The sequence below is a fragment of the Zunongwangia sp. HGR-M22 genome (assembly GCF_027594425.1).
Lineage (GTDB): Bacteria > Bacteroidota > Bacteroidia > Flavobacteriales > Flavobacteriaceae > Zunongwangia.
Genome location: NZ_CP115159.1, coordinates 293,168 through 316,941, shown reverse-complemented (window position 1 = coordinate 316,941; position 23,774 = coordinate 293,168). Strand labels below are relative to the sequence as shown.

General features: G+C 35.5%; 23 protein-coding genes. 13 read left to right on the top strand and 10 right to left on the bottom strand.

Going from position 1 to position 23,774, the window contains the following annotated elements; all coding sequences use genetic code 11:
• From PBT91_RS01385 to PBT91_RS01375, 3 genes are all read left to right on the top strand, one after another.
• Positions 1 to 1,227 carry a hypothetical protein gene (locus tag PBT91_RS01385; protein WP_270060026.1) on the top strand — a complete coding sequence of 409 codons (1,227 nt, stop codon included), beginning with the start codon at positions 1 to 3 and terminating at the stop codon, positions 1,225 to 1,227.
• Between the two features lie 169 nt (positions 1,228 to 1,396).
• Complete coding sequence (locus tag PBT91_RS01380; protein WP_270060025.1) at positions 1,397 to 1,738, top strand: T9SS type A sorting domain-containing protein; 342 nt, start codon at positions 1,397 to 1,399, stop codon at positions 1,736 to 1,738.
• Between the two features lie 116 nt (positions 1,739 to 1,854).
• On the top strand, positions 1,855 to 2,832 hold the full coding sequence (locus PBT91_RS01375; RefSeq protein ID WP_270060024.1) for a LuxE/PaaK family acyltransferase: 978 nt from the start codon (positions 1,855 to 1,857) through the stop codon (positions 2,830 to 2,832).
• Between the two features lie 188 nt (positions 2,833 to 3,020).
• Here the strand turns inward: PBT91_RS01375 and tyrS are convergent, their stop codons facing one another.
• Positions 3,021 to 4,316: a tyrosine--tRNA ligase gene (gene tyrS, locus PBT91_RS01370; protein ID WP_270060023.1), complete on the bottom strand. Its 1,296-nt coding sequence runs from the start codon at positions 4,314 to 4,316 to the stop codon at positions 3,021 to 3,023.
• An 81-nt stretch (positions 4,317 to 4,397) separates the two neighbouring features.
• On the opposite strand from tyrS, the gene PBT91_RS01365 reads away from it, so the two are divergent.
• A complete protein-coding gene (locus tag PBT91_RS01365; RefSeq protein WP_270060022.1) occupies positions 4,398 to 5,417 on the top strand; it encodes an NAD-dependent epimerase/dehydratase family protein in 1,020 nt (339 codons plus the stop codon).
• Between the two features lie 23 nt (positions 5,418 to 5,440).
• Here the strand turns inward: PBT91_RS01365 and PBT91_RS01360 are convergent, their stop codons facing one another.
• Genes PBT91_RS01360 through PBT91_RS01350 form a run of 3 tightly spaced genes read right to left on the bottom strand, consistent with a single transcriptional unit; the run spans position 5,441 to position 8,015 of the window.
• Positions 5,441 to 5,941, bottom strand: coding sequence for a DUF4296 domain-containing protein (locus tag PBT91_RS01360; RefSeq protein WP_270060021.1), 501 nt, complete (start codon positions 5,939 to 5,941; stop codon positions 5,441 to 5,443).
• Positions 5,941 to 7,284 carry a dihydroorotase gene (locus PBT91_RS01355; RefSeq protein ID WP_270060020.1) on the bottom strand — a complete coding sequence of 448 codons (1,344 nt, stop codon included), beginning with the start codon at positions 7,282 to 7,284 and terminating at the stop codon, positions 5,941 to 5,943. The genes PBT91_RS01360 and PBT91_RS01355 overlap by 1 nt, the downstream gene beginning before the upstream one ends.
• A gap of 5 nt (positions 7,285 to 7,289) precedes the next feature.
• Positions 7,290 to 8,015: a polyprenol monophosphomannose synthase gene (locus PBT91_RS01350; protein WP_270060019.1), complete on the bottom strand. Its 726-nt coding sequence runs from the start codon at positions 8,013 to 8,015 to the stop codon at positions 7,290 to 7,292.
• Positions 8,016 to 8,191: 176 nt separating this feature from the next.
• Here PBT91_RS01350 and PBT91_RS01345 point away from each other — a divergent pair, with 176 nt between their 5' ends.
• Together PBT91_RS01345 and PBT91_RS01340 are read left to right on the top strand one after the other, a co-directional pair.
• Positions 8,192 to 8,791, top strand: coding sequence for a DUF4271 domain-containing protein (locus tag PBT91_RS01345; RefSeq protein ID WP_270061406.1), 600 nt, complete (start codon positions 8,192 to 8,194; stop codon positions 8,789 to 8,791).
• A 14-nt stretch (positions 8,792 to 8,805) separates the two neighbouring features.
• A complete protein-coding gene (locus tag PBT91_RS01340) occupies positions 8,806 to 9,552 on the top strand; it encodes a uroporphyrinogen-III synthase (protein WP_270060018.1) in 747 nt (248 codons plus the stop codon).
• 86 nt (positions 9,553 to 9,638) lie between these two features.
• Here the strand turns inward: PBT91_RS01340 and pckA are convergent, their stop codons facing one another.
• Both pckA and PBT91_RS01330 read right to left on the bottom strand, forming a co-directional pair.
• The gene (gene pckA / locus PBT91_RS01335; protein ID WP_270060017.1) at positions 9,639 to 11,249 is read right to left on the bottom strand and encodes a phosphoenolpyruvate carboxykinase (ATP); all 1,611 of its coding nucleotides are present in this window, start codon (positions 11,247 to 11,249) and stop codon (positions 9,639 to 9,641) included.
• A 71-nt stretch (positions 11,250 to 11,320) separates the two neighbouring features.
• On the bottom strand, positions 11,321 to 11,701 hold the full coding sequence (locus PBT91_RS01330) for a DUF423 domain-containing protein (RefSeq protein WP_270060016.1): 381 nt from the start codon (positions 11,699 to 11,701) through the stop codon (positions 11,321 to 11,323).
• A 49-nt stretch (positions 11,702 to 11,750) separates the two neighbouring features.
• On the opposite strand from PBT91_RS01330, the gene PBT91_RS01325 reads away from it, so the two are divergent.
• The 4 genes from PBT91_RS01325 to PBT91_RS01310 all read left to right on the top strand — a co-directional run bounded on the left by PBT91_RS01325 (position 11,751) and on the right by PBT91_RS01310 (position 14,599).
• Complete coding sequence (locus tag PBT91_RS01325) at positions 11,751 to 13,124, top strand: saccharopine dehydrogenase family protein (RefSeq protein WP_270060015.1); 1,374 nt, start codon at positions 11,751 to 11,753, stop codon at positions 13,122 to 13,124.
• 45 nt (positions 13,125 to 13,169) lie between these two features.
• Complete coding sequence (locus PBT91_RS01320; protein WP_270060014.1) at positions 13,170 to 13,640, top strand: Lrp/AsnC ligand binding domain-containing protein; 471 nt, start codon at positions 13,170 to 13,172, stop codon at positions 13,638 to 13,640.
• A gap of 41 nt (positions 13,641 to 13,681) precedes the next feature.
• Entirely contained in the window at positions 13,682 to 13,987 is a 306-nt protein-coding gene (locus PBT91_RS01315; RefSeq protein ID WP_270060013.1) for a hypothetical protein, read from the top strand.
• A 78-nt stretch (positions 13,988 to 14,065) separates the two neighbouring features.
• Entirely contained in the window at positions 14,066 to 14,599 is a 534-nt protein-coding gene (locus PBT91_RS01310; RefSeq protein ID WP_270060012.1) for a ferritin, read from the top strand.
• Positions 14,600 to 14,669: 70 nt separating this feature from the next.
• On the opposite strand, the gene PBT91_RS01305 is transcribed toward PBT91_RS01310, so the two are convergent.
• Both PBT91_RS01305 and PBT91_RS01300 read right to left on the bottom strand, forming a co-directional pair.
• Positions 14,670 to 16,214, bottom strand: a complete 1,545-nt coding sequence (locus PBT91_RS01305; protein ID WP_270060011.1) for a glycine--tRNA ligase — start codon at positions 16,212 to 16,214, stop codon at positions 14,670 to 14,672.
• A 62-nt stretch (positions 16,215 to 16,276) separates the two neighbouring features.
• A complete protein-coding gene (locus PBT91_RS01300; RefSeq protein WP_270060010.1) occupies positions 16,277 to 17,161 on the bottom strand; it encodes a hypothetical protein in 885 nt (294 codons plus the stop codon).
• Positions 17,162 to 17,222: 61 nt separating this feature from the next.
• Between PBT91_RS01300 and PBT91_RS01295 the strand changes: the two genes are divergently transcribed.
• Together PBT91_RS01295 and PBT91_RS01290 are read left to right on the top strand one after the other, a co-directional pair.
• The gene (locus tag PBT91_RS01295; protein WP_270060009.1) at positions 17,223 to 17,903 is read left to right on the top strand and encodes a ComF family protein; all 681 of its coding nucleotides are present in this window, start codon (positions 17,223 to 17,225) and stop codon (positions 17,901 to 17,903) included.
• An 84-nt stretch (positions 17,904 to 17,987) separates the two neighbouring features.
• Positions 17,988 to 19,604, top strand: a complete 1,617-nt coding sequence (locus PBT91_RS01290; protein WP_270060008.1) for an Ig-like domain-containing protein — start codon at positions 17,988 to 17,990, stop codon at positions 19,602 to 19,604.
• Here the strand turns inward: PBT91_RS01290 and PBT91_RS01285 are convergent.
• Positions 19,596 to 20,381: an amidohydrolase gene (locus PBT91_RS01285; protein ID WP_270060007.1), complete on the bottom strand. Its 786-nt coding sequence runs from the start codon at positions 20,379 to 20,381 to the stop codon at positions 19,596 to 19,598. The two genes, PBT91_RS01290 and PBT91_RS01285, sit on opposite strands and share 9 nt — an antisense overlap.
• 143 nt (positions 20,382 to 20,524) lie before the next feature.
• Here PBT91_RS01285 and PBT91_RS01280 point away from each other — a divergent pair, with 143 nt between their 5' ends.
• A complete protein-coding gene (locus PBT91_RS01280) occupies positions 20,525 to 21,028 on the top strand; it encodes a DUF1440 domain-containing protein (protein ID WP_270060006.1) in 504 nt (167 codons plus the stop codon).
• Positions 21,029 to 21,279: 251 nt separating this feature from the next.
• Here PBT91_RS01280 and PBT91_RS01275 read toward each other — a convergent pair whose 3' ends face one another.
• Positions 21,280 to 23,748, bottom strand: coding sequence for a ligase-associated DNA damage response DEXH box helicase (locus PBT91_RS01275; RefSeq protein ID WP_270060005.1), 2,469 nt, complete (start codon positions 23,746 to 23,748; stop codon positions 21,280 to 21,282).
• Positions 23,749 to 23,774: the final 26 nt, after the last annotated feature.

Sequence of the window (23,774 nt, the reverse complement as noted above, 5' to 3'; positions counted from 1 at the left end):
ATGAAAAAATCAAAATTATTTCTATCGATTTTGACCATTGCAGCTTTATTAGGAAGTTGCTCTGATGACGACGATAATGTAACTCCAGGTACAGATGACGATGGAGGCGTAGTCGAACAAAAAGACGATGTTATCGATTCACAGGATGATCCAGATTTAGATCCCGAAGATCTTAAAGGTGAAGTTCGTGCTGATGTAACTATTACAGCCGATTCTGAATGGATGCTTACAGGAGCATTGAGAGTAGTAGATGGCGCCACATTAACCATAGAGCCTGGCGTTACTATAAAAGCTCAAGCAGGAGGCACTGAAGTTTACATGGCCATTCTACAAGGTGCAAAAATAGATGCACAGGGAACAGCTGAAGAACCTATCACGATTACTTCAGCAGCAGAGAACCCACGTTCAGGAGACTGGGGAGGACTTATTTTAGCCGGGTACGCAAATATTAACACCGGTGAGTTTGCTCAAACTGAAGTTGCGGAAATAACTTATGGTGGTGATAATAATGAAGATAACTCAGGAATTATTGACTACATGATCGTAGAATATACCGGTGCAAGAATCGGTGGAACGCAAGAATTTAATGCTATTACATTCTATGGTGTAGGTAGCGAAACTTCTATTAGCAACATCATGGTAAGATACGGTGATGATGATGGTCTCGAATGGTTTGGAGGTACAGTTAATGTCACCAATGCACTTGTTGTAAACGCCAAAGACGATTGGTTTGATTGGACACATGGATGGACAGGTAATGGGAAAAACTTCTATGGAATTAGGGAGTTTGGTTTTAACGATGTAACTGAAGATCCTAGAGGTATTGAAGCAGATAGCAATGAGAGTAATAACGACGCTTCTCCAAGATCAAACCCAACTATCGATGGTCTTACTCTTTACCACCAGTCTACCGCAAATATGTCTGATATGATTAAAATTAGAAGAGGAAGTTCTGCGACTATAACTAATGCTGTTGTTGCGATTTTTGCAGCAGAAGATGAAAATGCAGGTACTGCATCTGATTTTATCGATCTAGAAGATGGCTCCGGAAACGGATCTAGCGAAACATCAATTAGTGTATCTGCTTTAGGAGGTATCGATGCTACTGCTATTAAAAATGTTGGTGCTACTATTACAGTAGAAGATGGCAACACAGGAGCTGATACTTCTGTATTCGCTTGGACAGGATATGATTTCCCTTCTTTAGGAACAGAGTCTGAAGATTAATCTATTTAATTCTGTTAGAATTTAAAAAAAACGGCTGCCAATGGCAGCCGTTTTTTGTTACCATTTTAACTTCTTAAAATAAACATAAATACATCTCTTTTAATTATGCAAATTTTAGATAAACTTTTTCAATATTTATTGTAAGTTTGCAATAACCGACTAAGAAAGAATGAAACAAAAATATCTCTACAGTCTTATCATGGTTCTATTTTTACTGATAGCTGCTCCTGCAGCTGCTCAGGAAAATGATCTACGCCTTAACAAAAGGACTGAAGAGACAATTGATGGTCTTAGTATGTATCCAAATCCGGTTTCTGGAGATAAAGTTTATATTACCAGCACGAAGAATCTTGAAAAAGAAATCGAAATTTACAACGTTCTGGGAAAAGCCATCAAGAAAACTAAACTTATCGGTAAAGAGCTTGACATTTCTTCTTTAGATGCTGGCATTTACATCGTGAAAATCAAAGAAAAGAACGAGATTGCTACGCGCAAGCTTATCGTTAAATGAAGAGGAGAGGCTTCGGCCCACGACGCTCTTCCCCAAGAGGCAGATAAACTTTATTCTTGCGATTAATTATTCCTTTATTTTTTATTCTTTCTAACTTTGCTTAAAAATTGCAGACAATGCAGAAAAGCAAAATTTTTGATATTCAGTCTAAAACTGATTTTGAAAAAATAAGTCTTGAAATCTTCGAATTTCAATATAAGAATAACAAAACCTATCAGGATTTCTGCAATCACTTAAATAAAACTCCAGGTAACGTTCAGCAATTAGAAGATATTCCTTTTCTACCTATCGAGTTTTTTAAGAGTCACCGCATACTTTCAGAAAATAAACCAATAGAGATCACTTTTACCAGCAGCGGAACTACTGGAAATAAAACCAGTAAGCATTTGGTTACCGATTTGGATATCTACGAACAAAGTTTCGAAAAAGCATTTCAAAAATTTTACGGTGCTGCCGAAGACATCACTATTTTAGCACTTTTGCCATCCTACTTAGAACGCGAAGGTTCTTCGCTTATCTACATGGCCGAGCATCTTATTCAGAAAAGTCAAAAAAAAGAAAGCGGCTTCTATTTACACAATCTCGAAGAACTAAAATACAAGCTCATCGAGCTCGATAAAAAAGGCGAAAAAACGCTTTTAATTGGTGTTTCTTTTGCTTTGTTGGATCTTGTAGAAAACCACCAATTTGAGCTTAAAAATACCATTGTAATGGAAACTGGTGGAATGAAAGGTAGGCGTAAAGAAATGATTAGAGAAGAACTGCACAGCATACTTGCCAAAGGTTTTGGTGTTTCGTCGATACATAGCGAGTATGGTATGACCGAGTTACTTTCACAGGCTTATTCTAAAGGCAATGGCGTGTTTGAATGCCCGCCTTGGATGGATCTTATTATTAGAGATCCTGAAGATGCTTTAACGACAGTAAAATCGGGAAAAACCGGAGGAATAAATGTAATCGATCTTGCGAATATTAATTCTTGCTCGTTTATTGCTACTCAGGATTTGGGAAAAATAAATAAAGATGGAACGATTGAAATATTGGGGCGTTTTGACAATAGCGATATTCGTGGGTGCAACCTAATGGTTTTATAATCAAATATTTTTAAAACTAATTGTAAGTTTAAAACTCTAATTACGACTTATCTTCAGCAAAATATATGATTGTGGTAATCATAGGTTTTCGCAAATAAAATTTTTCATATTAGATTGGTTAGTTAGTTGAAAAGCCCCTTCTGAAAATTCAAAAGGGGCTTTTTTATAATCATGTTTAGGTTTATAATTTATACCACAACCAAAATGTAGGTATTCTTTTTACCTTTATTCAGAATAACATATTTATTATTGATAAGATCATTATTGGTGATCTTGTAATCTTCTTTTACCTTTTCTTTGTTTACAGAAACCGAGTTTTCTTTTAAAGCTCTTCTGGCTTCTCCGTTAGATTTCAAAAAATCGGTTTTAGCAGAAAGTGCTCCAATCATATCCAAACCTTCTTCAACATCCGCTCTAGAAACTTCAGCTTGTGGCACTCCTTCAAATACATCTAAAAAAGTTGCTTCATTTAAAGATTTCAGATCTTCCGCAGTACTTTTTCCAAATAAAACTTCAGAAGCTTTTACGGCATTGTTATAATCTTCTTCCGAGTGTACCATCACGGTAACTTCCTTCGCTAAAACTTTTTGAAGTTCTCTTAAATGAGGTGCTTCCTGATGTTTTGCAATTATCTCAGAAATCTCCTCTTTACTCAAAAATGTAAAGATTTTGATATATTTTTCAGCATCCGCATCACTGGTATTTAACCAATATTGGTAAAATTTATAAGGCGAAGTTCTATTGGCATCCAGCCAAATATTTCCGCCTTCAGTCTTTCCAAATTTTGTACCGTCTGCTTTAGTGATTAATGGGCAGGTTAATGCGTATCCTTTGCCTTCGCCAATTCGACGAATCATCTCTGTGCCGGTTGTGATATTTCCCCACTGGTCGCTACCTCCCATTTGCAAAGTACATTGATGTTCTCTAAACAAATGTAGAAAATCATAACCTTGCACTAATTGATAAGTAAATTCAGTAAAAGACATCCCTTCTGAAGCATCGGAAGATAAACGCTTTTTAACCGAATCTTTGGCCATCATGTAGTTCACACTTATGTGCTTCCCAACATCACGAATAAATCCAAGAAAAGAAAATTCCTTCATCCAGTCGTAGTTATTCACCAAAACTGCAGTGTTCTCCTCTGCTCCTTCAAAATTTAAAAATCTTGAAAGCTGTTCTTTAATCGAATTTTCGTTATGTCTTAAAGTCGCTTCATCTAACAAATTACGTTCTGCCGACTTTCCGGAAGGATCACCAATCATTCCAGTAGCACCACCAACCAAAGCATAAGGTTTATGTCCCGCTAATTGAAAATGACGCAACATCATAACTCCTACCAAGTGACCAATATGTAAAGAATCTGCTGTTGGGTCGATCCCAACATAAGCAGCGCGCATTTCTTCGTTTAGATGTTCCTCTGTTCCCGGCATCACATCGTGAATCATACCGCGCCAGGTAAGCTCTTCAACAAAATTTTTGTTCATAATTAACAATTTGTTCTTAAAACAGCTGTAAAGATACCATTTACTATTATTTTTCCTAAGTGCTTTAATTATATTTACAGCATGATTTTAGTAACAGGAGGCACTGGTCTAGTGGGAGCTCATTTGCTTTTAAAATTAGCAGAAGAGCGGCAACATATAAGAGCAATCCATCGTGTGACAAGCGATTTACATAAAACGCTAGAGGTATTTTCGTACTACCACACGAGGGAAGAAGCAGAACGATATTTCAAAAAAATCGAATGGGTGATTGCTGAAATCACTAATATTCCTCAATTAAATGAGGTTTTTAAAGATGTGACCCAGGTTTATCACTGTGCAGCTCTGGTCTCGTTTAATCCTAAAGATGAGAAAGACCTACGAAAAATTAATATCGAAGGAACCGCAAATATCGTTAATCAATGCATTGCCAACAAAGTTGACAAACTATGCTATGTAAGCAGTATTGCTAGTTTGGGAAAACCAGTAATTTCTTCGGAACCTACTACAGAAATAACAAATTGGAATCCTGAAACAAACAATAGCGATTACGCGATATCTAAATATGGTGCTGAAATTGAGGTTTGGCGAGCTTCCCAGGAAGGCGTAAAGGTCATTATAGTAAACCCAGGGGTGATTATAGGTCCGGGATTTTGGAAAAAAGGAAGTGGGCAGATTTTTAGTCGCATTCAAAACGGCTTAAACTATCATTTCCCTAAAGTGACTGGTTTTGTAGGCGTAAAAGATGTTATTGATGTGATGATCAAGTTAATGACTTCTGAAATTTTCAATGAAAGATTTATTTTAGTTGCTGAAAATCTAAGCTTTAAAACGATTTTTGATGTAACTGCGGAAAGCATCAACAAACCCAAACCAACAAAACCTCTAAAAAAATGGATGATATCTTTGGGATGGTTTTTTCAGAAAATAGCCTCTGTTTTTGGATATAATCAAAATATCACTAGAAGCGATATTTCTGGCATTTTCGAAAAATCTGAATATGATAACAAGAAAATAAAAAAAGAATTGAATTTTAAATTCACGCCAATCGAAGAAGTAATTAAGGAAACCGGAAAGTACTTCTTAAAAGACAAGGCTAAATAAATTCTAAAAGCGTTATAAATAATCTATTGTACTTCACGCAACTTTAAGCTATCCGCTCTATTTTTTTGCACTGAAGTTCTTTTATCCTCTTTAATAGATTCGATTGTATCTTCTATTTCACGCGCTTCTTTATCTAATTTTTTCTCTTTAATAGAGTCCTTAACGGCTTTTTCCTGTTCTTCTAATTTGTTATAATGCTCTTTAAGGGTATCTAAAGTATCTTTTACCCTATCAAAAATACCGACATAGTCATTATAATTTTCAGAATAATAAGCGTTGCTTTTCTGAAACTGCACACTATCTATAGAAAATTTTTCATAGATATACTTATCAGGTTTTAAGCCGGTCTGCTCCAGCTTAATCTTATTATAATTTCGTGCAGAATTCACCAGAACAATTTCAGTAAGAATATCAACCATCTTATCCATGGGAATAAGATTATCGGGTTTACTCACATGTTTTACGTCCTGGCAGGAAAAACCAATGAAAATTAGAAAAATAAGGCTGTTTTTTAAAAATCTCATTACCTATCGAACTCCAATTGCTGTGCCACATTTGCAAAAGGCTGATGCTTAAAATTCTTGTACACCAGTTTTCCGTTTACAAAAGTATGGGTAATCCTAGATTTAAAAGTAACTCCTTCAAAAGGAGACCATCCGCATTTATAAAGCATATTATCAGATTTTACCTGCCATGGTGCATTAAGATCTACAAGAACTAAATCTGCTTTATAACCTTCGCGAATATATCCACGATCTTTAATATTAAAAAGGATTGCAGGGTTATGGCACATCTTTTCGACAATCTTCTCTAAAGATATTTTTTCCTGATGATAAAACTGAAGCATTGCTGGTAATGCATGCTGCACCAAGGGACCTCCACTTGGGGCTTTGGTGTATGGATTTTGTTTTTCTTGTTTAGTATGCGGGGCATGATCTGTGGCCACAACATCTAGCCTGTCATCGTTTAACGCTTTCATTAAAGCTTCCTGATCGTTTTCTGTTTTCACAGCAGGATTCCATTTAATAAAGGTGCCCTTTTTTTGATAATCATTATCATTAAACCAAAGATGGTGGATACAAACCTCGGCAGTGATCTTTTTATCCTTTAAAGGTTTTTTATTGCTAAAAAGCGCTAATTCTTTAGCAGTAGAAACATGAAAAACATGTAATCTTGCCCCTGTTTTTTTAGCTAATTTTACGGCATTAGAAGACGATTTATAACATGCTTCTTCACTTCGTATTTTGGGATGAAGTTCTATTGGAATATCATCACCATAACGCTCTATACATTCCTTTAAATTATTCTGTATGGTTTCTTCATCTTCGCAGTGAACTGCAATCATTAATGGAGATTTGGAAAATATTTCCTCTAAAACCTTTTGATCGTCCACTAGCATATTTCCCGTAGACGATCCCAAAAATAATTTTAAGGCTGCTGTCTTTTTAGGATCAACTTTTAAAATTTCTTCTAAATTGTCGTTCGTACCACCAAACATAAATGAATAGTTGGCATAAGATTTTTCAGCAGCTAACTGAAATTTCTTCTCTAATTCGTCTATTGTGGTAGTTTGTGGCAATGTATTAGGCATCTCGATAAAAGAAGTAATACCACCAGCAACGGCTGCTTTACTTCCGTTCTCAATATCTTCTTTATGAGTTAAACCAGGTTCTCTAAAATGTACCTGATCGTCTATAACCCCGGGTAAAAGATGGCTTCCTTCCGCATCAAAAATCTGCACATCTGGCGACTTTGCACTTATGGTTTCAGCAATCTCTACTATTATTCCATCTTCAATAAAAACGTCACCTTCAGTAATTTTGCCTTCATTTACAATTTTGGCGTTTTTTATCAGGACTTTCTTCATCACTATTATCTTCTGTTAAACAGACTTTTTACTTTCATTTTTATTACTCCAAAAACAGCTTCATAAATAATAGAGCCGCTCATTTTAGAGGTTCCTCTAGTTCTATCTGTAAAAATAACCGGCACTTCGGTTACCTTAAAACCAAATAGATGAGATTTAAATTTCATCTCTATTTGAAACGCATAACCTACAAATTGAATTTTATCCAAATTTATACGTTTTAGAACTTCTTTTTTATAACAAACATAACCGGCAGTGGTATCATGAATATCCATCCCTGTAATCAATCTAACATATTTAGATGCTAACCAGGACATTAATACACGATTCATTGGCCAGTTAATTACGTTAACTCCGGTTACATACCTAGATCCTATTGCTACATCTGCATCTTCTCTTTTGCAGGCATTATATAAACGTATAAGATCGTTGGGATTATGGGAAAAATCGGCATCCATTTCGAAAATATAATCGTATTCTCGTTGCAAGGCCCATTTAAACCCGTGTATGTAAGCAGTTCCCAAACCTGTTTTTTCTTTACGCTCTTCTAAAAAAAGTGCTTCAGGAAACTCTGCTTGTAAAGTTCTTACTCTGGTTGCAGTACCATCTGGTGAACTATCATCTACTACCAAAATATGAAATTTGCGTGGTTGAGAAAAAATATTTCTTACCAGACGCTCAATATTTTCAATTTCATTGTACGTGGGTATAATTATAAGCCCATGAACCATTCTATCAAATTTTGCACAAATGTAGGGATTTTAAACCATGCTTTTGCTTTCTTTTGTTTTTAAGCTTAGTTTTTATCACATTGCTTTAAATTTGCAGAAAAAATAAATTGCAGACTATAGAACGTTACACCGAACCTTTAGATTGGATCACTATCATATTCTTGATCTGCTTTGTAATGATTGTAATCGTTAGAAACCTTTACAACCAGCGTTTTAACGATTTTCTTTCTATTCTCACTTCCAACAAATTTATGCTGTTTAAAGGAAAAGAGAACAATCCTTTTCATGGATTTAACATTTTGCTATTCAGCGTAAATGCGCTTTCAATATCGGTGCTTATCTTTTGGGCTTACAAGTTTTACCACACTCCTCCTACTGAGGATTTTGCCCTCATTTATATTAGAATTCTTACTGCTTACGTGTGTTTTATACTTTTAAAATTCGGAGTTGAAAAAATTATTTCCAACATTTTCGATATGGATCAGGCAATAGACCTCTATCTATTTCAGAAATTAAGCTATAGAAACTATATCGCCCTTCTGGTTTTACCGGTAACACTTTTATTAATTTACACCGTAAATATTAATGATTTTTGGGTTTATGGTTTGGGTAGCGCTATACTTCTAGCAAATTTAACAGGAATATTTAACATCTTTAAGCAATATCAAAGGTTAATTACAGACAACTGGTTTTATTTTATTTTGTACCTTTGCGCTCTCGAAATTGCCCCTTATTTTATTTTATATAAACTGATAGTAGTTTATCAAATGATCTGATAAAGAATTGATATATGAAAGTGAAAACAATTTTGGTTTCTCAACCAGAACCTAAAATAGAAAACTCTCCATATTTTGAACTGGAGGAAAAACAAAAGGTTAAAGTTGATTTCGTTCCTTTTATACACGTAGAAGGTGTTTCTTCAAAAGAAGTTAGACAGCAAAAAGTAGATCTTTCTAAACATACCGCTATAATCTTAACCAGTAGAAATGCCGTAGATCACTTTTTTAGAGTAGCTGAGGAAATGAGATTTAAAGTTCCAGATTCTCTTAAGTATTTCTGTCTTAGTGAGGCAGTAGCCTACTATTTACAAAAATATGTGGTTTATAGAAAAAGAAAAATTTACGTAGGTAAACGTACATTTGAAGAATTATCGCCTCTTATTAAAAAGTATAAGAACGAAAAGTTTTTATTACCATCTTCAGACATGCTTAAACCTATTATACCTAAAACTTTAGATAAATTAGGTGTACAATGGAAACAAGCAGTTTTTTACAAAACGGTAGTAAGCGATCTTTCGCATCTTAGTGAGGTGACTTATGATATTCTGGTATTTTTTAGCCCTAGCGGTATTAAATCTCTATTTGAAAACTTTCCAGACTTTAAACAAAATAATACAAGAATTGCTGTTTTTGGAAACACCACCATTAAAGCAGCAAAAGACCACGGTTTAACAGTAAATATTAAAGCGCCAACATCAGAAACCCCTTCTATGACGATGGCTCTTAGTAAATATATAGCAGAAGCGAATAAGAAATAAAGGCTTACCTTCTATTAAATTAAAATCCGGTGCTTTGTCTATCAAACACCGGATTTTTTGTTCAAAAAAGCAACTAATTAAAAAGACTAAAAATTACATTCATAATTTACGGGAGCTCCTGAAAGAATTTCAGAATCAGCATACTCCTCAAATTTTTTGAAATTTTGTATAAAGCTATCGGCTAAATATTGTGCTTTTGCATCGTAAGCTTCTTGATCCCTCCATGTATTTTTGGGATTTAAAATATTAGATGGAACATTAGGACAGTACTTGGGAATTTTCAAGCCAAAATATTCTTCTTTTTCAAAAGTAATTTTTTCAAAGTCTCCTGCTAATGCTGCATCGATCATCGCTCGGGTAAAACCTAATTTCATTCGTTTTCCAGTTCCGTAAGGACCACCTGTCCAGCCCGTATTAACAAGCCAAACATTTACTTTCGCTTTTTTCATTTTTAGGCTTAGCATTTCAGCATATTTTGTTGGATGTAACGGCATAAAAGGTGCACCAAAACAAGCTGAAAAGCTGGGCAATGGCTCATGCACACCTTCTTCAGTTCCTGCAACTTTTGCGGTATATCCGCTTATAAAATGATAAGCAGCTTGTCCCGGGCTAAGCTTACTTATTGGTGGTAGCACGCCAAAGGCATCTGCAGTTAAAAAGAAAATATTCTTAGGATTTTCCCCAATAGATGGTTGCTGAATATTATGAATATGATCTATTGGATAACTTACGCGCGTGTTCTGAGTGATACTTGTATCTGTATAATCTACTTCACCATTTTTAAAGACAATATTCTCTAAAATCGCACCTGGTTTTATCGCGTTATAAATGTCGGCTTCATTTTCTTTCGATAGATTAATAACTTTTGCATAACAACCACCCTCAAAGTTGAAAATTTTATCATCTGGCGACCAACCATGCTCATCATCTCCTATTAACTTCCGCTTAGGATCGGCAGAAAGCGTAGTCTTTCCCGTACCGGATAATCCAAAAAATATAGCGGTATCACCTTCCTCTCCTACGTTTGCAGAGCAATGCATCGGCAGCGTATTTTTATCGACTGGTAAAATAAGATTTAATGCTGAAAAAATACCTTTTTTAATTTCCCCGGTATAACCAGTCCCTCCTATTAAAGCAATTTTTTTACTAAAATTCAAAATTGCGAAGTTTGGCTGGCGCGTACCGTCTTCTTCAGGATTTGCTTTAAAACCGGGAGCATTTATTATAATCCAGTCTTCCTTAAAATTTTGCAATTCTGCTTCCGTAGGTCTTAAAAACATATTGTAAGAAAACATATTAGACCAAGGATATTCGTTTATAACTCTAATGTTTAATTTATAATCCTTATCAGCGCAGGCATAAGCATCTCGAACAAAAACTTCTTTTCCAGACAGGTAACTAGCTACTTTATCATATAATTTATCGAATTTCGACGCATCAAAAGGAATATTAATATCTCCCCACCAAACGCGATCTTTAGTTACTTCATCTTGAACGATAAATCGATCTTTGGGCGACCTCCCAGTGAATTTTCCTGTTTTAATAGCAAGCACGCCATTTCTAGTTTCCTCTCCCTGTTTATTCTCAATGGTTATCTGTTGAAGTTCTTCAGGTGATAATTGGTAATTCACTTTGCCATTTTCGATTCCGTATTTATTTAACGAAATCGTTTTCGTGATAATGCCTTTTAAAGCCATAATTTATCTATTTATGTCTTATACAGCAAATTTAGGAATCTTCAACAAAAGACCTAATTTTAAAAAATAAATTACTGATATTTTAACTTAAATGCTCTAAATATAAGAAGTGTCCAACCAACAATTAATAAAGCACCTCCTAAGGGAGTTATCAATGCGATGCTACTAAGATCTAATCCAGCTAACTGATCTAGGCTCAATAAATAAATAGATCCACTAAAAAATATAACACCTACGCAAAAAAACCAATATAAAACAGCACTTTGTATTTTTTGGAGATTGGCCAAAGCAAGAAATAAAAGTGCATGGTACATTTGATATTTAACTCCGGTTTCAAACGAGTTCAGCGTTTCTACATCAAGCACGCTTTTCAATCCATGGGCTCCAAAAGCACCTAGAATTACGGCTAAAAGTCCAAATATTCCTCCTGTCACTAAAAATCTGCGCGTCATACTAGAAGTTTTAATATCTTAGTTAACATTACACAAAATTAGTTGAATTATGCAACAAATCCTGTTAATTGGGGCGGGAAAATCTACCGCTGTTCTTATAAAATATCTTTCAGAAAAATCTTCTGAAGAAAACTTTACACTTCTTGTTGCAGACAGAGATTTATCGCTTGCAAAAAAAGCAGTCCAAAATCACCAAAATTGTCATGCTATTAGCTTTGATATTTTTGATGCTGAAAGTTGCGAAACTTATATCGCACCTGTAGCTATTGTAATCTCTATGCTCCCAGCAAGATTTCACATAAAAATTGCAAAAGTCTGTCTGAAATTGAAAAAGAACCTGGTAACGGCATCTTACATTACCGCAGAGATGAAAGCTTTAGATGTTGAAGTGAAAAAGGCCGGACTTATATTTATGAATGAAATTGGCGTTGACCCGGGAATAGATCATATGAGCGCCATGCATATAATTGATAGAATTAGAGATAATGGTGGAAAAATAATAATGTTTGAGTCTTTTTGTGGCGGACTTGTAGCTCCAGAAAATGATACTAATTTGTGGAATTATAAATTTACCTGGAACCCGCGTAACGTTGTAGTTGCCGGGCAAGGTGGTGTTGCTGAATTTATTCAGGAAGGAAAGTACAAATACATTCCTTATCACCGCTTGTTTAGAAGAACAGAATTTTTAGACATTGAAAATTATGGCCGATTTGAAGCTTACGCTAATCGAAACTCTTTAGATTATCGCAAAGCTTACGGGCTGGACGATGTTCTAACACTTTACCGCGGTACGATACGCCGGGTAGGTTTTAGCAGAGCGTGGAATATGTTTGTACAATTAGGAATGACCGATGATAGTTTTACAATGGAAAACTCGGAGGACATGACTTATAGAGAATTTGTAAATTCTTTTTTACCTTATTCCCCTACAGATTCGGTCGAACTAAAATTAAGACACAACCTAAAAATAGACCAAGACGATAGCATGTGGGAAAAATTAATAGATATAGATCTCTTTAATTCTAAAAAAACCATTGGAATAAAAAATGCCACACCAGCACAAGCCCTTCAGAGAATTCTTGAAGAGCAGTGGAAACTAGCCCCGGAAGATAAAGACATGTTGGTAATGTACCATAAACTTGGCTACGAAATAAAAGGCAAGAAAAAACAAATTGATGCTACCATGGTTTGTATAGGTAAAAACCAAACAGAGACAGCAATGGCGAAGACCGTTGGATTACCTGTTGGTATTGCTACAATAAAAATTTTAAAAAAAGAAATTACCACTCCTGGTGTGCATTTGCCAATTTCAAGGGAAGTTTACGAGCCGATTTTGAGAGAACTTCAACAAAACGGTATCAATTTTAAAGAAAAACAAACTACTTACTTAGGTTACAACCCTATAGGTGGTGTAAGTAATTAGGAAATGAAATCTTTTTTCCTATTTTAGCTTTATAACTACAACCAAATGAAGATTATAGATCAAAATGTTGTTATCGATGGTATCGATAAAACCATTCTTAACTTTCTTATGGAAGACGCCAAAAGGCCAATTTTAGAAATTGCTAAAAACATAGGAATTACTGGAGCAGCAGTACACCAAAGGCTAAGAAAACTAGAGAAATCTGGGCTAATAGAAGGTTCCAGACTTATTATAGAACCAAAGTTATTAGGCTATAAAACCATGGCTTATGTTGGAGTCTACTTAGACAAAGCCGTAAGTAATCCACTTGCTGTTAATAAACTTAAAGAAATTCCTGAGGTTATCGAATGCCACTACACCACCGGAAACTGGTCTATTTTTATAAAAGTACTTTGCAAAGACAACGAACACTTAATGAAAGTGCTGAATAAAAACATTCAAGGTATCGAAGGTGTTTCCCGTACAGAAACCTTTATTTCGTTAAATCAACAAATTAGTCGACAAATTAAGATTTGATATTTGGATTTATTCTAAATTAAAATTAATTTTGGCCACAAATGAATACGATTTATACATCCAAATTCTTTGTTGCAAGCCAATGCGACCATAACCGAAAGTTTTACATAGACTTTGGGCATAAAACGGTAAAGTTTACCTTTTGCCAATTACTAGCTTTTCGACATAAGTTGAATGCAATCCAAATCGAAAATCATTTAAACGGAATAAATCCACATGGGCTGGAAGTATTAAGCCTTTGTAATCGCGAACATCTTTTTGTCTTCAATACATATGAGGTCCTCGATTTGAGAGATTTAATCAGCGGAACTTTCGCTATGATGGAAATCAACTCAGTTCTTGCTTAATATTAGACTACTTCTAAATTAACTCTCCTATTAGCTAATTACTTCTTTTTTAGGTATTTTTACATAAAATTTAAACCTATGAAAGACCTTGTAAGACAAAATCTACTAATACATGTAGATGTTTTAGATCTATTAAATAAACAGATCAAACAGGAAGCGCAATCTTCTGCCGCTTATCTTGCAATGGCCTCTTGGTGCGATCACAACGGACTAGTATATAGTGCTGAATTCTTCTATGAGCAATCTAAAGAAGAACGTGACCATATGATGAAAATATTTCACTTTATAAATGATAATGGTGGAACAGCATATTCTCCTGAAGTAGCAAATATTAATCACGATTTTACTTCTTTAGAAGAAATTTTCGAAACCGCATTAGATCAAGAGATCGCCATTACAAAAAGCATTCACAATATTATTTATGAATGTAGAAATAAGCGTGATCTTACTACTGAAAACTTTTTACAGTGGTATGTAAAAGAGCAGATGGAAGAAGAACAAACGATGCGTAGAGCGTTAGAATTGTTTGATCTTATTAATACTGAAAATGTTGGACTTAGATTCTTAGATGAAAGAATCAAAGAAATTAGAGAAGAAGCAAATCCTGAATAATTTCAGAAAACAAAAAAGCATAAAAAAAGACGGTCAAAACCGTCTTTTTTATTTTATAATAATAACTTATTTACTTCGCATTTTTCAACCAGTGTTTAAAATTCACTTCTTGATCGATAATCGAAGCTAATTCTGAAATTGGAACTCGTTTTTGTTCCATCGTATCACGATAACGTACCGTAACCGATTTATCTTCCAAAGAATCGTGATCTACAGTAATACATAATGGCGTTCCTGCAGCATCCTGGCGACGATAACGTCTACCCACAGCATCTTTCTCATCATATTGCACTCTAAAATCCCACTTAAGCTCTTCTACAATTTCTTGCGCTAATTCTGGCAAACCATCTTTTTTAACCAATGGTAAAATCGCTGCTTTTGTTGGCGCTAAAACCGCCGGTAACTTAAGAACTGTTCTCGATTTTCCATCACCAAGATCTTCTTCTTGCAATGAAGCAGAAAATACGGCTAAGAACATACGATCTAAACCAATAGAGGTTTCGATTACATATGGCACATAATTCTCTTTCAGCTCTGGATCATAAAAACGAAGTTTCTTACCAGAATGTTCTTCGTGCGCTTTAAGATCGAAATCGGTTCTTGAATGTATTCCTTCTAATTCTTTAAATCCGAAAGGAAAATCAAACTCAATATCGGTAGCTGCATTGGCGTAATGTGCTAACTTCTCGTGATCGTGGAAGCGATATTTATCATCTCCTAGACCTAAAGAAGCATGCCATTTTTGACGCGTCTCTTTCCATTTTTCGAACCAACTAAGTTCTTCTCCAGGACGTACAAAAAATTGCATCTCCATTTGCTCAAACTCACGTTGGCGGAAAATAAACTGTCTCGCAACAATTTCATTTCTAAAGGCTTTACCAATTTGTGCAATTCCGAAAGGGATTTTCATTCTTCCGGTTTTTTGAACATTAGCAAAATTCACAAAGATACCCTGTGCCGTTTCAGGTCTTAAATACAGATCTGTTGCGCTGTCTGCTGAAGCTCCAAGCTTAGTTCCAAACATTAGGTTGAACTGTTTTACATCAGTCCAGTTCTTAGAACCACTCTCTGGGCAAGCAATTCCCAACTCTTCAATCAAAGCTTTTACATCAGCGAGATTTTCTTCAGTTAAAGATTTTGCCAAACGCTCCAAAATTTCTTTTTCTTCAGCTCTGTAGCGTTGTACTCTTGGATTGGTTGCTACAAATTGGGCTTCATCAAAATCATCACCAAAACGCTTTTTAGCTTTCGCAATTTCTTTTTGTGCTTTTTGATTGATTTTTTCAGCATAGTCTTCCACCAAAACATCGGCTCGATAACGCTTCTTAGAGTCTTTATTATCTATTAGCGGATCATTAAATGCATCTACGTGCCCAGAAGCTTTCCAGGTTGTAGGATGCATCAAAATTGCAGCATCGATGCCTACAATGTTTTGATGCAATTGCACCATGCTTTTCCACCAATATTCTTTAATATTTTTCTTTAATTCTGCACCGTTTTGACCATAATCATAAACAGCACTTAATCCGTCATATATTTCACTAGACGCAAAAATATACCCATACTCTTTAGCATGGGATATTACGTTTTTGAATAAATCTTCTTGTTTTGCCATACAGCAAAAATAAAAAAACCGCCATGATATAACTCATGGCGGTCTGTAAAATTTTGAGTTTCTTATCTTAAGCTAAAAGAAGCGGTGCCAATTAATGCTGCATCGTTATAAACATAAACTTTGTAGTTTCCTTCTAGCAATTTTTCTTCAACAGTATTAGCTAGAATACATACGTCTAATTCTTCATTCTCATAATACACCGTACTCTGCGCACTATATACCATTACTCCACCATCATGGGCCACCGGAATCTTATCGCCAACCAAATCATTTTCAGGATTATAAACCTGTACATAAAGATTTTTCTCTCCAGCTTCAGCAAGATCGTTTGCTGTAATAGTGAAACATGTTCTTATTTGATCGATCCTTCTTGTACGGTCATTTTCCACAATTTTACCGCTATTTCTAACAATTACACCTTCTCCTCGCAAACTTGTTATTTTTAATTGTGAAGCTCTGTCTACTTTGTTAGCTAAACTCTGATTGCTGGTTTGAAGGGAATCAGAAAGTCTTGTTTTTTGTGAAAGCTCGGTTTGTGTACTATCGATGGTCATGGCCATACGCTGATTTTGCGCACTTAGACTATCCACTACCCTAAATAATCTCTCTTTTTCTGCTTTAAGGTTGCTAATCTCTCTTCGATATCTGGTAATCAATACAAGATTTGCCTCATAATCTTTAACCGAATCTAATAAGCGATTAATCCGCTCTCTAGCATTCACTAGATTTTGATCCATGATTTCATTTTCATCGATGGCCTGATCATACTTAACTATAAGTTCATTCAGCTCGTTTTCTATCGCCGCTTTTTCCTTCTGAAGAATTACCTTATTTTCCTTTTCTTCATTATAGAATCTAACTGTATAAATAGTAAGCGCCACCAAGGCAACCGCTAAAACACCAATAAGAATCTTCAATGCAGTATTATTCTTCTTTTCAGTCATCATAAAGTTTTTAATATTTTATAAATTTAGAGGTTTAAGGCTTTTCACCACAACCGCTTAACAAATGTTTCACGATTTTATAAACCTGTTCTATCCAATCACCTGCAATTGCTGTGACAGGCCATTATTAAATAATGAAAAAGTGATTTGCACCTCTTGCTTACATCAACTTCCCGTAACAAATTACCAACCTAATAACGTGAATCAGGCCGATAAAGTATTTTATGGTAGAGCTGAAATTAACGCTGCGTATTCACTACTGCTTTTTCGTAAAAAGGGCATGGTGCAAACCTTGCTTCATAACCTCAAATATAAGAGACAATTTGAAATAAGCCATTTTTTAGGACGATGGACAGGCGAAATTCTTAAAAACACGCCAAGATTTAAGCAAATTGACCTGGTGATTCCAGTACCGCTACACAAAAAACGTTTAAAAGAACGCGGTTACAATCAGGTAGAAGGTTTTGGTAAAGAAATCGCAAAAAGTCTGGGTGCAGTTTATCGCGAAGATATATTACTGAAAACAAGTTTTTCAAAAAAGCAAGCACTAAAAAATCGAATATCAAGATGGAATCTTATGGAAGAATCTTTTCAGCTTAAAGAGCCATCAGTAATTTCAGGAAAGCACATTCTTTTAGTAGATGATATTCTAACCACCGGAGCCACTTTAGAAGCTTGTATTAATTGTTTACGCTATTCAGAAAAAATAAAGATCAGTATCGCTACTATGGCAATTACCGTATGATTGTTACGTTTAAATTTAAAATAATCGTTTCTTTGCGGGACGATTTTTAATCTAATTTTTGAAGAAATTATAGCTCTTTTGAAGATGAATAGGAAGCTTATCAACTTTATTCTTTTTATAATTATAATCACATCTGTAGTGCGATGTGCTAAAAAAGGAATGCCAGAGGGTGGCCCTATAGATGAAGAACCGCCACGTTTTATAAGAGCTAATCCCGAAAATTATACCACTAATTTTAAGGCTGAAGAAATTAGAATTTTGTTCAATGAATATATAAAGCTTGAAAATCCTCAGCAACAAATCATCATTTCTCCACCAATGGATCCTAAACCAAATATTCTTCCCTTGGGGCAGGCAAGAAAAGATGTAAGAATTGAAATTGGTGACACGCTAAGAGAAAATACCACTTATGCTATTAACTTTGGGAAAAGCATTGTTGATAATAACGAAGGAAATCCTTATCCATATTTCAAATATGTTTTTAGTACCGGAGATTACATAGATTCTCTTGAGGTTTCAGGGTTTATTGAAGATGCTTATTTAAAAGAAACGCCTGAATTTGTTTCCATTTTTCTTTACGAAATGGATAGCACGTATACAGATTCTGTAGTTTATAAAGATATTCCCAGATATGTAAGTTATACCAGAGATAGCAGCGTAAACTTTGATTTAGAAAACCTAAAAGCCGGAAAATATCAAATGGTCGCTATTCTTGATGATAACGATAACTACAAATTTAACCCGGGAAAAGACAAAATTGGATTTTTAGAACACCCAATCACAATACCTACCGATAGCGTTTATACGCTTTCTATTTTTCAGGAAGAATTAGCTTTCGAGGTTAAACGACCTAAACTTTTTAAAGGAAGGCAATTACTAATTGGCTATCAAGGCATGCCGAATTTGGATGATTTGGAGCTTAATTTTCTTTACCCTCCAATAGATCCACCGGTGTCCAGAATTACACGCGATGCCAAAACCGATACGCTTTACTACTGGCTTAGAGATCCTATAGAAACCGATAGTGTTTCTTTAGAAGTTGTAACGCCACGCCAGCGCGACACTGTTTATATAAGAATGGCGCAATTGGAAAGAGATTCTTTAAATGTAAGTCCAGAGCCTTCTGGAAACATAGAATACAAGCAACCATTTTTACTGAAAGCAAATACGCCTTTAGTTGAAAAAAACGATGCGCTAATTACGATTCTCAATAAAGATTCTATTGAAGTTCCTTTTACTTCTGAAATTCGATATTTAGAAAACCAATTAGAAATTAATTTTGAAAAGGAACCGGAAGACACGTATTATTTCAAAGCTTTACCGGGAACTTTAATCGATCTATTTGGAGATCAAAACGATACTATAAATCAGAAGTTAACCACCAAACCTTTATCAGACTACGGAAGCCTAATCATGTCGCTTCGCAATGTAAGAAGCTATCCTATTATTATAGAGCTTACTACTCTAAAAGGAGAATTGGTAAAAAAGCAAACCTTAACTGAAGGCACAAATTTTACTTTTGAACATCTAAATGCCGGAGATTATTTTCTAAGAATTATCTACGATAAAAATGAAAATGGATATTGGGATACCGGTAGCTGGTTAGAAAGACGAAAGCCTGAAAAAATTAGTTACTATCCTGATACACTTTCGGTTCGTGCAAGTTGGGACAAAGTTATTCCTCCGTTCTATTTAGATTAACTTAAATTGATCACGGTCATTTAAAAACTTAAACTGTTTTCTGGTATCTTGAAGATAAGATTTATCTAAACAGATTTCTTTCGAGAATTCAGTTTCGGCATTTTCTTCGGTTAAAATCTTTCCAAGGCAATCATAAACTGCGCTGTGACCATTGTAAAAAGCATCGTTACCATCTTCCCCTATTCGGTTTACACCGATGCAAAAACTCATATTTTCTATGGCTCTAGCTTTCAAAAGTGCATCCCAGGCTGCCACTCTTTTTTCAGGCCAGTTGGCTACGTAAATTAACAAATCGTAATCTTCAGTATTTCTTGCCCAAACTGGGAATCGAAGATCATAACAAATAAGCGGACAAATTTTCCAGCCCTTATACTCAACAATCAAACGATCATTACCTTTTGAATAAATTTTATCCTCTTTAGCTAAAGTAAACGTATGGCGTTTATCGTACTTTTGGTAGGAACCATCGGGAAAAACAAAAAGTAATCGATTATAAAAATCACCATTTTCAGTAATTATTACGCTTCCGGTAACTGCTGCATCTTTCTTTTTTGCATATTCCTTCATCCAAAGTAAGGTTTCCCCATCTATTTCTTCAGCAAGATTTTCAGCATTCATACTAAAACCTGTGGTAAACATTTCGGGTAAAACAATAAGCTCTACGGAATCGCTTAAAGCTTCAATCTTTTTACTGAAAAGATTTCGATTAGCGGCGGCATCTTCCCATTCAAGATTTGCCTGAAGTATCGCTACATTCAAATTTTCCTTTGTACTCATATCCTAAATGTAAAACATTTTAAGCAGTTGTTGTCAAATGATTGTTAAATGATTGCAGAAGCGCCACTTATTAGATAGCTTTATTATCTTAATATTGAAGAGCCTTTATTGAAGTTCGGCAGTAGAGCAATAAAACCAATTTTATGTTTTTAGATACGATCAAAAATAACCCTACAATAAATAATCCAACAACCAGAAGTGTCGTAGCAGGAGCTATTGGCGGACTCGCAGGAGGTGCGGTTAAAAGTTTGGTTGAATATTTTTTACCAGTTAGAAAAGCTGAAAATCGAAGTGCTCAACTTAAAATTATAGACGATCTATCTACCAAGATTACGGGAACGCCAATTAGCGTTCAGAATGAAGAACTTGCTGAACAACTGGTAAATTTCCCTGTAGGAGCCAGCGTTGGAGCCGCCTATGGTTACGGAAAAAAGAATAAAGACGGATTGAATATCGCTGAAGGCATTATAATGGGAACCTCAACATGGATTTCTACCCACCAAACTTCTTTGCCGCTTATGGGGCTTAAAGACAAACCAACCGATGTACCAATGAAAATGCAAGCGAACGAATTTATAGCGCATCTTTTATTCGGAATTACTACAGAATTGGTTAGAAATAAGGTAAATCAAAGTTTGAAGAAGTAAGCCAAAGTTTACAGTTTGAAGGTTTACGACGGACAGTATTTTTAGCCTTCAGCGGTTAGATATAGTAATTACAAAATTGTGATGAGATGCTGAAACAAGTTCAGCATGACGTCGAGGCAAAACAGAACAAAAATAATCTTCTTAAAATTCAGTATTTCAATCCTGATTCTTGACTCGTGATTCTTTCGTCTATATTCTATTCTCTTTTGTCTAATATCTCAATTCTAAAAGCACAGCGGTCTAATATCTAACTAGGCTTCCAAACTTTTCATCATTCTTCGAATTCGATCTTCTAATTTTTCTGAAGACAGTTTTTCCCGTAATCGATCGGTAATAATTGGAAAAGAAAATGGCGTTGGTTTTTCGCAATTTCGCCACACGATTTTTTGATGATGGATTCGTTCTAAAGCTTCTCGCAATCGTCCTTCTTCTAATTGATGCTCAAAAGTTTCTCTAAACGATTGTAAATAGAGTAAATTATCTTCTTCGTAATCTTTAAAAACACTAAATAGTAATTGCGAGCTAGATTGTAGATGTTTGCTCTTAACTACTTTATTAGGATAACCGGTAAATACTAAACCTGCAATTACAGCAATGTCTCTAAATTTTCGGCGCGCCATTTCTGTTGCATTTAAACTTTTGTACAGATCGTCCATTAAAAATTCTGCAGAAAAAAGATTATTATCCAACACCTGTTGCATATCAATTTCCTGATCACTCAGCAATTCAAATCCATAATCGTTAAAAGCAATCGAAAATGAAATAGGTGACAATAAACTGATCCTATAGGCTAGCAAACTTCCTAAAGCTTCATGTACAAATCTTCCTTCAAACGGATAAAAAATCGCATGATAACCTTCGCGAGTTTTAAAGGTTTCAATTAAAAATTCATCACTTTTGGGGATTATCGATTCTTTTTTCTGGCGATCGAAAATCCCTGTTAATGCTGAAAGTTCTTCAGATTTTCCAGTAGCCGGATCATATTCTGAAGCCAAATACATTTCTTCCCGTAGCAGTTCACTCATCTGGGCAGAGAAGGTCATACGACCGCCCATCCAACTGGGTACTTTTGCCGTTTTCTTTTTCGATTTTTTTACTAAAACCTGCATGTTTTTAATCCGAACCAATTCCAGATTCCGACCGGCAAAGGTAAATACATCACCGGGCGTTAATTTCGAAATAAACCATTCTTCGATCGTTCCAATATAACCGCCTTTCATATATTTTACACTCAGCATTGCATCGCTGACGATTGTACCAATCTGTAATCGGTGACGCATGGCCACACCACGATGATTCACTTTAAATTTACCATCATCTTCAATTTCAATCTTTTTGTATTCATCATAAGCTTGCAAGCTCTGACTGCCTTTTGTGATGAAATTAAGAATCCATCGCCAATCGTCTTCAGTAATTGCCTGAAAGCAAAAAGTCGATTTTATTTCAGGATAAATATCTTTCGGAAAAAATCCGTTAGAAACCGCCAAAGTCGTTAAATACTGCACCAAAACATCGAAACTTAGTAAATACGGAATCCGATCTTCTACCGCTTTTTTCTCTACCGCTTTCTGTAAGGCTGATGCTTCAATCAATTCGATTGCGTGGGTTGGCAGAAAATAAATTACACTTTCTTTCCCGGGTTGGTGACCGCTACGCCCGGCACGCTGTAAAAATCGAGCCACCCCTTTTGGACCGCCAATCTGGATTATCGTTTCTACCGGCGCAAAATCGACCCCCAAATCTAAACTCGACGTACAAACCACCGCTTTTAGACTTTCGTTTCTAATTGCCTGTTCTACCCACAATCGAGTTTCTTTATTTATGCTTCCATGGTGCATGGCCAGCTCGCCCGCAAATTCCGGATATTTCCCTATTAACTTCTGAAACCATAATTCGCATTGCGATCTTGTATTGGTAAAAAGCAATGTTGTTGTTGAATTTTTGATGATCGGCACCACCTCATCGATTAAATGCAGTCCCATATGCCCCCGCCACGGAAATTTCTCCATGGTTTCCGGGATTATCGATTTTATCTTTATCTGTTTTTGAAGATTCGCCTTGACCAACTCTGAATGTTGAAGCGCTTCAGATTCCGGTCCCAATAAAACTTCTCGAGCTTGCCGAAGGTTCCCGATAGTTGCTGAAATTCCCCAAATTCGAAGCTTTTTTGAAACCGTTTTTAATCGTGACAAAGCCAGTTCTACCTGTACGCCACGTTTACTACCTAAAAGTTCATGCCATTCGTCAACTACAATGGCTTCCAGATCTTTGAAGGTTTTATCATAATTTTTGGATGATAATAAAAGATGTAAACTTTCTGGTGTGGTAATCAATAAATCGGGCATCGCTTTTTTCTGTGCTGCCCGTTCTTTTTGCGATGTATCGCCGGTTCGAATCCCGACGGTTAAATTTGTTCCTAGTTCATTAGCAAATCGCTCAGCAGCTTGTTCAATTTCTACAGAAAGTGCACGAAGTGGTGTAATCCAAATGGCTTTTAGCCCTTTTTTATGTTTTGTTTTATAATCCGGATTATTTTTAATGTAGTTCAGCACAATGGGCACCCACAGCGCGTAGGTTTTTCCACTTCCGGTAGGTGCATTTAAGAGTCCGTTTTTTTGTTGCAGATAAGCTTTCCAGGTATCCTTCTGAAATTTAAATGGTTTCCAATTCTGACCGGTAAACCAATCTTCAGCAATTTTCAAAAGTTCCTGTCTCTTCATTCTAAAGTCTATCCTGAAATTATCTA

Excerpts from the sequence above, each read along its gene's own strand:
- PBT91_RS01385 (WP_270060026.1), top strand. The coding sequence starts at position 1 with ATGAAAAAATCAAAATTATTTCTATCGATTTTGACCATTGCAGCTTTA.
- PBT91_RS01380 (WP_270060025.1), top strand. The coding sequence starts at position 1,397 with ATGAAACAAAAATATCTCTACAGTCTTATCATGGTTCTATTTTTACTG.
- PBT91_RS01375 (WP_270060024.1), top strand. The coding sequence starts at position 1,855 with ATGCAGAAAAGCAAAATTTTTGATATTCAGTCTAAAACTGATTTTGAA.
- tyrS (WP_270060023.1), bottom strand. The coding sequence starts at position 4,316 with ATGAACAAAAATTTTGTTGAAGAGCTTACCTGGCGCGGTATGATTCAC.
- PBT91_RS01365 (WP_270060022.1), top strand. The coding sequence starts at position 4,398 with ATGATTTTAGTAACAGGAGGCACTGGTCTAGTGGGAGCTCATTTGCTT.
- PBT91_RS01360 (WP_270060021.1), bottom strand. The coding sequence starts at position 5,941 with ATGAGATTTTTAAAAAACAGCCTTATTTTTCTAATTTTCATTGGTTTT.
- PBT91_RS01355 (WP_270060020.1), bottom strand. The coding sequence starts at position 7,284 with ATGAAGAAAGTCCTGATAAAAAACGCCAAAATTGTAAATGAAGGCAAA.
- PBT91_RS01350 (WP_270060019.1), bottom strand. The coding sequence starts at position 8,015 with ATGGTTCATGGGCTTATAATTATACCCACGTACAATGAAATTGAAAAT.
- PBT91_RS01345 (WP_270061406.1), top strand. The coding sequence starts at position 8,192 with ATGATTGTAATCGTTAGAAACCTTTACAACCAGCGTTTTAACGATTTT.
- PBT91_RS01340 (WP_270060018.1), top strand. The coding sequence starts at position 8,806 with ATGAAAGTGAAAACAATTTTGGTTTCTCAACCAGAACCTAAAATAGAA.
- pckA (WP_270060017.1), bottom strand. The coding sequence starts at position 11,249 with ATGGCTTTAAAAGGCATTATCACGAAAACGATTTCGTTAAATAAATAC.
- PBT91_RS01330 (WP_270060016.1), bottom strand. The coding sequence starts at position 11,701 with ATGACGCGCAGATTTTTAGTGACAGGAGGAATATTTGGACTTTTAGCC.
- PBT91_RS01325 (WP_270060015.1), top strand. The coding sequence starts at position 11,751 with ATGCAACAAATCCTGTTAATTGGGGCGGGAAAATCTACCGCTGTTCTT.
- PBT91_RS01320 (WP_270060014.1), top strand. The coding sequence starts at position 13,170 with ATGAAGATTATAGATCAAAATGTTGTTATCGATGGTATCGATAAAACC.
- PBT91_RS01315 (WP_270060013.1), top strand. The coding sequence starts at position 13,682 with ATGAATACGATTTATACATCCAAATTCTTTGTTGCAAGCCAATGCGAC.
- PBT91_RS01310 (WP_270060012.1), top strand. The coding sequence starts at position 14,066 with ATGAAAGACCTTGTAAGACAAAATCTACTAATACATGTAGATGTTTTA.
- PBT91_RS01305 (WP_270060011.1), bottom strand. The coding sequence starts at position 16,214 with ATGGCAAAACAAGAAGATTTATTCAAAAACGTAATATCCCATGCTAAA.
- PBT91_RS01300 (WP_270060010.1), bottom strand. The coding sequence starts at position 17,161 with ATGATGACTGAAAAGAAGAATAATACTGCATTGAAGATTCTTATTGGT.
- PBT91_RS01295 (WP_270060009.1), top strand. The coding sequence starts at position 17,223 with ATGTTTCACGATTTTATAAACCTGTTCTATCCAATCACCTGCAATTGC.
- PBT91_RS01290 (WP_270060008.1), top strand. The coding sequence starts at position 17,988 with ATGAATAGGAAGCTTATCAACTTTATTCTTTTTATAATTATAATCACA.
- PBT91_RS01285 (WP_270060007.1), bottom strand. The coding sequence starts at position 20,381 with ATGAGTACAAAGGAAAATTTGAATGTAGCGATACTTCAGGCAAATCTT.
- PBT91_RS01280 (WP_270060006.1), top strand. The coding sequence starts at position 20,525 with ATGTTTTTAGATACGATCAAAAATAACCCTACAATAAATAATCCAACA.
- PBT91_RS01275 (WP_270060005.1), bottom strand. The coding sequence starts at position 23,748 with ATGAAGAGACAGGAACTTTTGAAAATTGCTGAAGATTGGTTTACCGGT.